Raw genomic sequence first — 6,518 nt, forward strand, 5'->3', positions numbered from 1 at the left:
TCACTAGCCGCCGGAGGGGGTTGGCCGTGGCAGCCGTGGCTACGGTCCGCAAAGTGCAGGTGTGGCATGACGCAGGCAAACCCGATCACAGCGATCCCCTCCGAGCGGCCCAGCCCCAGCCGACCGGCCAACCTGCGCCTGCCGACTCCGGGCTGTTACGCCGACCCTCCCCGCAGCGGTCTCAGCGCCAGCGAGGTGTTCGACGGCATGACCGAGCACCTCTTCTACACACTCGGCAAGCTCGCCCCCACCGCCAGTCGCCACGACCTCTACATGGCGCTCAGCTACGCGGTGCGCGACCGGCTGATGACCCGCTACCTGGCCGGCCTGGAGGCCCTGCGCAAAACCCCCACCCGCGTGGTGGCCTACCTGTCAGCCGAGTTCCTGATCGGCCCCCAGCTGGGCAACAACCTGCTGATGCTCGGCATCCAGGAGGCGGCGGCTGAGGCCCTGAAGGGATTCGGCATCCAGGACATCGGCGAGATCCTCGATGTGGAGGAGGAACCGGGACTGGGCAACGGAGGCCTCGGGCGCCTGGCGGCCTGCTTCCTGGAATCGCTGGCCTCCCTGGAGATCCCGGCCACCGGCTACGGCATCCGCTACGAGTTCGGGATCTTCGATCAGCTGATCCGCCACGGCTGGCAGGTGGAGATCACCGACAAATGGCTCAAGGGCGGCTGGCCCTGGGAGCTGCCCCAGCCCGATCAGGCCTGCTTCGTGGGCTTCGGCGGCCGCACCGAGACCTACCGCGACGAGGACGACGTGCTGCGCAGCCGCTGGATCCCGGCCGAGCACGCCATCGGCGTCCCCCACGATGTGCCGGTGCTGGGCTACCGGGTGAACACCTGCGACCGCCTGCGGCTGTGGCGGGCCGACGCCACCGAGAGCTTCGACTTCTACGCCTTCAACATCGGCGACTACTACGGCGCCGTGGAGGAGAAGGTGGGCAGCGAAACCCTCTCCAAGGTGCTCTATCCCAACGACGGCACCGATGAGGGCCGGCGCCTGCGGCTCAAGCAGCAGCACTTCTTCGTGAGCTGCTCGCTCCAGGACATGATCCGCAGCCTCGAAGCCCGCGGCATTCCCGTGCAGGAGTTCCCCCAGCACTGGGCCGTGCAGCTCAACGACACCCACCCCTCGATCGCGGTGCCGGAACTGATGCGGCTGCTGCTCGATGAGAAGCGCCTCGAGTGGGACCAGGCCTGGGCGATCACCACCGCCTCCCTCGCCTATACCAACCACACCCTGCTGCCGGAGGCGCTGGAGAAGTGGGGCGTGGACCTGATGGGTGCGCTGCTGCCGCGCCATCTGGAGATCATCTACGAGATCAACCGCCGTTTTCTGCAACAGGTGCGGCTGAGCTACCCCGGTGACAACCAGGTGCTGCGCCGGGTGTCGATCATCGATGAGGACGGCCCGAAGACGGTGCGCATGGCCCACCTGGCCACGATCGGCAGCCACCACGTGAACGGTGTGGCGGCCATGCACAGCGATCTGGTGAAGCGCAATCTGTTCCCTGATTTCGCGGCCATGTGGCCACAGAAGTTCACCAATGTCACCAACGGAGTCACCCCGCGACGCTGGCTGGCCCTCGCCAACCCTCGCCTCACCCGCCTGATCACCGAGGCCATCGGCGATGGCTGGGTGAAGGACCTCGACCAGCTGCGTCAGCTGGAGGCCTATGCCGACGACGACGGCTTCCTGGAGCGCTGGGGAAACACCAAGCTGGCGGTGAAAACCCACCTGGCTCAGTACATCGAGCGTCACACCGGCGTGCTGGTTGATCCGGCATCGCTGTTCGACGTGCAGGTGAAACGCATCCACGAATACAAGCGCCAGCACCTCAACGCCCTGCAGGTGATTGCCCACTACCTGCGCATCAAGAGCGGCGCCGGCGACAATCTGCCACCACGCACCGTGATCTTCGGCGGCAAGGCGGCACCGGGCTACTACATGGCCAAGCTGATCATCCGCTTCATCAACGGCATCGCCGACACGGTGAACGCCGATCCCGACATGGACGGGCGTCTGCGCGTGATCTTCCTGTCCGATTACAGCGTCAAGCTGGGCGAGAAGGTGTATCCGGCCACTGATCTCTCTGAGCAGATCTCCACTGCTGGCAAGGAGGCCTCAGGCACCGGCAACATGAAGTTCGCCATGAACGGAGCGCTCACGATCGGCACTCTCGATGGCGCCAACGTGGAGATCCTCGAGCAGGTGGGTGCCGAGAACTTCTTCCTGTTCGGCCGCACCACCGAGCAGATCGCCGAACTGCGGGCCGAGGGCTACCGGCCCTGGGAGTGGATCAGCTCGATCCCCGAGCTGGGGGAGGTGCTGCGCCTGATCGAGCAGGGCCACTTCAGCGACGGCGACGGCGACCTGTTCCGGCCGCTGCTGCAGAACCTCACCGGTCAGGACCCCTTCTACGTGCTGGCCGATTTCGAGGACTACGTGCGGGCCCAGAACGCGGTGAACCAGGCCTGGGCCGATCCCCGGGGCTGGAACCGCATGGCCCTGCTCAATTCCGCCCGCACTGGCTTTTTCTCCTCCGACCGCTCGATCCGCGAATACGCCGAGCGCATCTGGGACGCCCAGCCCTATCCGGTGACGATCACCTGCGAGATGGATCAGCCCTGAGCGGGCTCAGCCCCGATCGGGCAGATCGGGGGTCTGGTGCAGCAGCCGGTTGAGCCGTAGCCGGTCGGCGTTGAGCGGGTCGGGGGCCAGCTCCCCGGCCTGCTCGCGGAAGGTGCGCTCCACCTCCTCGGGTACACGCACATCGAAGATGCGCTCCATCAGCGCTTCGATCGAGAACAGGTGGGCGTTGATGTTCTCCAGGTCGGCCAGGGCCTGCTGCATGGCGTCGGGCTCTGTGTCCGCCTCGGTCGAGACGGCGGCAGCCGAAGCAGCCTCAGCCGGAGCATCGGCTGAGGGCTGGGCCTCGCTGGCGTCCTGGCGCTTCTGCAGCTCCTCCATCACCCGACCGGCGAGGGTGCGGAACGACTGCAGGGCAGCCCAGTTGAGCTCCTGCTGCTGGCGCAGGGTGGGATTCTCGCGGATCAGTCGGTCGTGCTCCCGATAGAAACGCTGGCAATCAGGGCACTGGCAGGGCTCTTCGGGCACCGAGCTCCCTATCCGTCGCAACCCCCATCATGGCATCAGGGATCACTTCAGGTGGCCGTTTCGTCGGATTCGTCGGCGGCTGGCAGGGGGATCTCGATTGAGGTCACCACGTTGATCACGTCGCGCAGGCGCATCGAATCGGCAAACCAGCCCATGGCCTGCTCGGTGTCGCCGCGGCGCTCGGCATCACAGGCCTGCTCCTCGTGGGCTTCGATCAGCAGGGCCAGCCAGCAGAGACACCGGGCCTGAACCACCGAGAGGTCGAGTTCATCGGGCTGACTGTCGAGGATTCGCTCGGTTTCCTGCTGAACCAGAAGACGCAGCCTGAGATCGTGCAGCTGGGTCATCGGGGTGAAGTGCCTGGGCACACGCTAGCGGCGGTGGCCGTTTCCTCCACCGCACTACAGGTAGTGTTCACTACCGGAACGCTGCGAACATCTCAGAGCAGGTGACACCAGCAGAGCTTCTGCTCAGGGTGCGGATGCTATCCGCTGCGCTGATGCCCCATCCCCCGATCGAGTCCTGGAGCGTCCAGCCCTTGAGCGGGACCCTGGGCATCCTGGTGCTGGGCTTTGTGGTGGCCGCCCTGCCCCAGATCGGCGTGGCCCCGAACATCGTGGGCCTGGCCTTCGGGCTGGTGCTCGGGTCGCTGGCCGCGAGTTGGCGGGCGAGCAGCTGCGCGAGTGGGTGGCGGGCCTCGAGCGCCGCTGAGCGCAGCGCCTCAGGGCAAGTTCATCCGAACGTACGCCGATTCCAGCCCCACAGGTCGCCCTAGGCGGCGGCGAATTCGATGTAGGTACGGGCGGCGGCCGGCACCCCCAGCTGCTCCTCGATCAGGCCGCAGAGATCGTCACTCACGGCGGCGGTGATCTGGGGCGAGGCGGCAAACGTCATCGCCAAGGCTGGCAGGCCCGCACTGCCGTGGATCATCCGGTGGAATGGAGGCTCGTTCACCCGGACCCGCGGCGCCCCGTCGCTCCCACTGCCATGGATGCCGCCAGCCTGCAGGCCCTGTTCACCAAGCCCTACGGCGCCCCCGGCCCCAGCGCCGAGCAGTGGCGGGCGCTATACGACGCGGCCGTGCACTTCCAGGACCCCACCCAGGAGCACCACGGCATCGACGCCTATCTGAAGGCCCAGGAGGACCTGCTCCAGCGCTGTGACGACGTGCTGCTCAAGCCCGGCGCCATCGCCATCACGGGCGCCACCGCCTTCGTGGAATGGGAAATGGGGCTGAAGATCAAGGGGGTGGAGTTCATCTATCCCGGCGCCACGCGCCTGCTGCTCAACGACGCGGACAAGATCGTGGATCACCGCGACTACTTCGATTTCGTGGGTCCCACCTTCGGCCCGGTGCCGGTGCTGGGGGGATTCGTGCGCTGGCTCTACCGGCGCTTCGTGAGCTGAAGGCCGATGCCTGATTGCGCCTGCGACTCCGCCACCGCCGCACAGCTGCAGCGGCGCACCCTCTGGTGGGTGCTGCTGATCAACGCCGCCATGTTCGTCGTTGAACTCGGCTGGGGTATCCGCGCCGAATCCATCGCCCTGATCGCCGATTCCCTCGACATGCTTGCCGATGCCGGCGTGTATGCCCTGGCCCTGCTGGCCGTGGGGCGGGGCCTGCGGCGGCAGCGCCGCGCCGCCGCCGTCAGCGGCATCCTGCAGATCGGCCTGGCCCTCCTGGTGCTGGCAGATGTGCTGCGCCGCACCCTGCAGGGCAGTGAGCCGGTGAGCGGGTTGATGATGGGCGTGGGCCTGCTGGCGCTGACGGCCAACCTGCTCTGTCTGGCGCTGGTGTTCCGTCACCGCCGCGCCGGTATCCACATGCGCGCCTCGCTGATCTTCTCCAGCAACGACACCCTCGCCAACCTCGGCGTGATCTTCTCCGGCCTGCTGGTGGCCCTGCTCGGCAGCCCCCTGCCCGACCTGATCATCGGCCTGGCCATCGGCCTGCTGGTGCTGAGCGGCGGGCTGCGGATCCTCCAGGAGGTGCGCCTGAGCGCCACGGGCTGAGCCTGCAGAGCAGCAGACGTTGCTGGCGGGACTGGAACCCGCGACCGAAGGCTCAGAACACCCCGAGTCGCTTGCAGCGCAGTGGATCCACAAAAAGCTGCGCACATCGAGCAGGCAGCCAACCTGAGCCCAGTTCGGATGCCCCCTCCCGATGCGAACTGCGCGCGGAGCTGATCCGGTTTTGAAAACCCCTCCCGGCTGATCCCTGCAAAGGTGGGGCCCGCAGGCCACTGTGAGGCGGGAGCCGTTGATTGAACAGCCTGGGCAGGCTGTCAACATTTCTGCTGCAGTTACCTTAGAGCAACGCCACTACTGGATCCCACTTGAAGAAGCTTGCCGGGCCTTTGCGCAGAGCCTTGATCTATGGCGTAATCAGTTATTCTGGCCTTGTTCTGATCAACAACTCTGAGCTGAATCTTCCCAACATGTGGATCGTATATCTGCCAATGTTTATCGGCGTTTACGTGGCAACGCAGTGGCTAGACAGGAAGATTGGAGACTGAGGGCTTCAGGATTGGGCGCATCGTCGTCCATACCCCAGGCAGCAGGCCAGGCCTAACCCCAACAGCAGGGACTTAATGCTTCTCGACCTGTCAAGAGCTCGCAGCACGCTGCCCGAAGGCTGGCGCTTGGGCCCTCCACAGAGGCCTGCCAACACGCCCGAACCCGACCGTCCGTCCCTCACTGCCTCCCGCAGGCCTGCGGCAGCTGCGCAGCTTGGTGCAACTGGCTGGGTTGTGCACGCCGGGCTACGGCGCCATGAACAACAACGTCCCAGCTCGCAGCATTGGTTCTCGGCCGAGATCGGTGCTCTGGACGCAGCAGCGATGGCTGGCGTTGCGGCAGCCAACCTGTGGACACGAGCATCTCGGTGTCGACAGGCGGCGTCGAGGCTCGACGGGTTGAACCGAGGGCCCGACCCGCGCCGCGCTCGTTACATCCTGTTACAGTCCACGCAACACTCTGTCACCTCCATGGCCGACATCACTCCCCGCTTCGGGTTCAGCGCCTTCGCCGAAACCTGGAATGGTCGCCTGGCCATGCTCGGCTTCGTGATCGGCCTCGGCACCGAGCTGCTCACCGGCCAGGGCATCCTCTCCCAGATCGGCCTGGGTTGATCGCCATGTCCGCTACTTACTCCACCGCCATGGTGGCCTCCGTGCTGTCCCGCCCCAGCGACCCCCCCAGTGTCAGCAAAGAAGTCCGCTCGGTCTGACCCGTCCACCTGGGGGCCCAACCGACGAGCATGCAACCGCCCTATGACGCCGCTCAGCGGGAAGCCGTCCGTATCCGGATGAGCCCGCCCAACCGCCAGAGCGTGGCCCAGATCGCCCGTGACACCGGGATCACAGCGCAGACCATCTACAACTGGCGCAGCCAGT

Annotated in this window: 9 protein-coding genes; 6 read left to right on the plus strand and 3 right to left on the minus strand. The window is 66.2% G+C overall.

Going from position 1 to position 6,518, the window contains the following annotated elements:
• Positions 1-66 precede the first annotated feature (66 nt).
• On the plus strand, positions 67-2,637 hold the full coding sequence (locus KBY96_RS09350; RefSeq protein WP_254979088.1) for a glycogen/starch/alpha-glucan phosphorylase: 2,571 nt from the start codon (positions 67-69) through the stop codon (positions 2,635-2,637).
• Between the two features lie 6 nt (positions 2,638-2,643).
• Here KBY96_RS09350 and KBY96_RS09355 read toward each other — a convergent pair whose 3' ends face one another.
• Both KBY96_RS09355 and KBY96_RS09360 read right to left on the minus strand, forming a co-directional pair.
• Positions 2,644-3,123, minus strand: coding sequence for a hypothetical protein (locus KBY96_RS09355; RefSeq protein WP_254979089.1), 480 nt, complete (start codon positions 3,121-3,123; stop codon positions 2,644-2,646).
• A gap of 47 nt (positions 3,124-3,170) precedes the next feature.
• The gene (locus tag KBY96_RS09360) at positions 3,171-3,470 is read right to left on the minus strand and encodes a hypothetical protein (protein WP_254979090.1); all 300 of its coding nucleotides are present in this window, start codon (positions 3,468-3,470) and stop codon (positions 3,171-3,173) included.
• Positions 3,471-3,661: 191 nt separating this feature from the next.
• Between KBY96_RS09360 and KBY96_RS09365 the strand changes: the two genes are divergently transcribed.
• Positions 3,662-3,898 (plus strand): hypothetical protein, encoded by a 237-nt coding sequence (locus KBY96_RS09365; protein ID WP_254979091.1) that lies wholly within the window; start codon positions 3,662-3,664, stop codon positions 3,896-3,898.
• Here the strand turns inward: KBY96_RS09365 and KBY96_RS09370 are convergent.
• Positions 3,895-4,017: a hypothetical protein gene (locus KBY96_RS09370; RefSeq protein WP_254979092.1), complete on the minus strand. Its 123-nt coding sequence runs from the start codon at positions 4,015-4,017 to the stop codon at positions 3,895-3,897. The two genes, KBY96_RS09365 and KBY96_RS09370, sit on opposite strands and share 4 nt — an antisense overlap.
• 93 nt (positions 4,018-4,110) lie before the next feature.
• Here KBY96_RS09370 and KBY96_RS09375 point away from each other — a divergent pair, with 93 nt between their 5' ends.
• The 4 genes from KBY96_RS09375 (at position 4,111) to KBY96_RS09390 (ending at position 6,254) form a co-directional block, all read left to right on the plus strand.
• The gene (locus tag KBY96_RS09375; RefSeq protein WP_254979093.1) at positions 4,111-4,530 is read left to right on the plus strand and encodes a nuclear transport factor 2 family protein; all 420 of its coding nucleotides are present in this window, start codon (positions 4,111-4,113) and stop codon (positions 4,528-4,530) included.
• A 6-nt stretch (positions 4,531-4,536) separates the two neighbouring features.
• Complete coding sequence (locus KBY96_RS09380) at positions 4,537-5,136, plus strand: cation transporter (protein ID WP_254979094.1); 600 nt, start codon at positions 4,537-4,539, stop codon at positions 5,134-5,136.
• A 323-nt stretch (positions 5,137-5,459) separates the two neighbouring features.
• On the plus strand, positions 5,460-5,639 hold the full coding sequence (locus KBY96_RS09385) for a hypothetical protein (protein ID WP_254979095.1): 180 nt from the start codon (positions 5,460-5,462) through the stop codon (positions 5,637-5,639).
• Between the two features lie 471 nt (positions 5,640-6,110).
• Positions 6,111-6,254, plus strand: coding sequence for a high light inducible protein (locus KBY96_RS09390; RefSeq protein ID WP_254979096.1), 144 nt, complete (start codon positions 6,111-6,113; stop codon positions 6,252-6,254).
• Positions 6,255-6,518: the final 264 nt, after the last annotated feature.

It is taken from the genome of Cyanobium sp. ATX 6A2 (assembly GCF_024346355.1).
In the GTDB taxonomy this organism is placed as follows: domain Bacteria; phylum Cyanobacteriota; class Cyanobacteriia; order PCC-6307; family Cyanobiaceae; genus NIES-981.

Excerpts from the sequence above, each read along its gene's own strand:
- KBY96_RS09350 (WP_254979088.1), top strand. The coding sequence starts at position 67 with ATGACGCAGGCAAACCCGATCACAGCGATCCCCTCCGAGCGGCCCAGC.
- KBY96_RS09360 (WP_254979090.1), bottom strand. The coding sequence starts at position 3,470 with ATGACCCAGCTGCACGATCTCAGGCTGCGTCTTCTGGTTCAGCAGGAA.
- KBY96_RS09370 (WP_254979092.1), bottom strand. The coding sequence starts at position 4,017 with ATGACGTTTGCCGCCTCGCCCCAGATCACCGCCGCCGTGAGTGACGAT.
- KBY96_RS09375 (WP_254979093.1), top strand. The coding sequence starts at position 4,111 with ATGGATGCCGCCAGCCTGCAGGCCCTGTTCACCAAGCCCTACGGCGCC.
- KBY96_RS09380 (WP_254979094.1), top strand. The coding sequence starts at position 4,537 with ATGCCTGATTGCGCCTGCGACTCCGCCACCGCCGCACAGCTGCAGCGG.
- KBY96_RS09390 (WP_254979096.1), top strand. The coding sequence starts at position 6,111 with ATGGCCGACATCACTCCCCGCTTCGGGTTCAGCGCCTTCGCCGAAACC.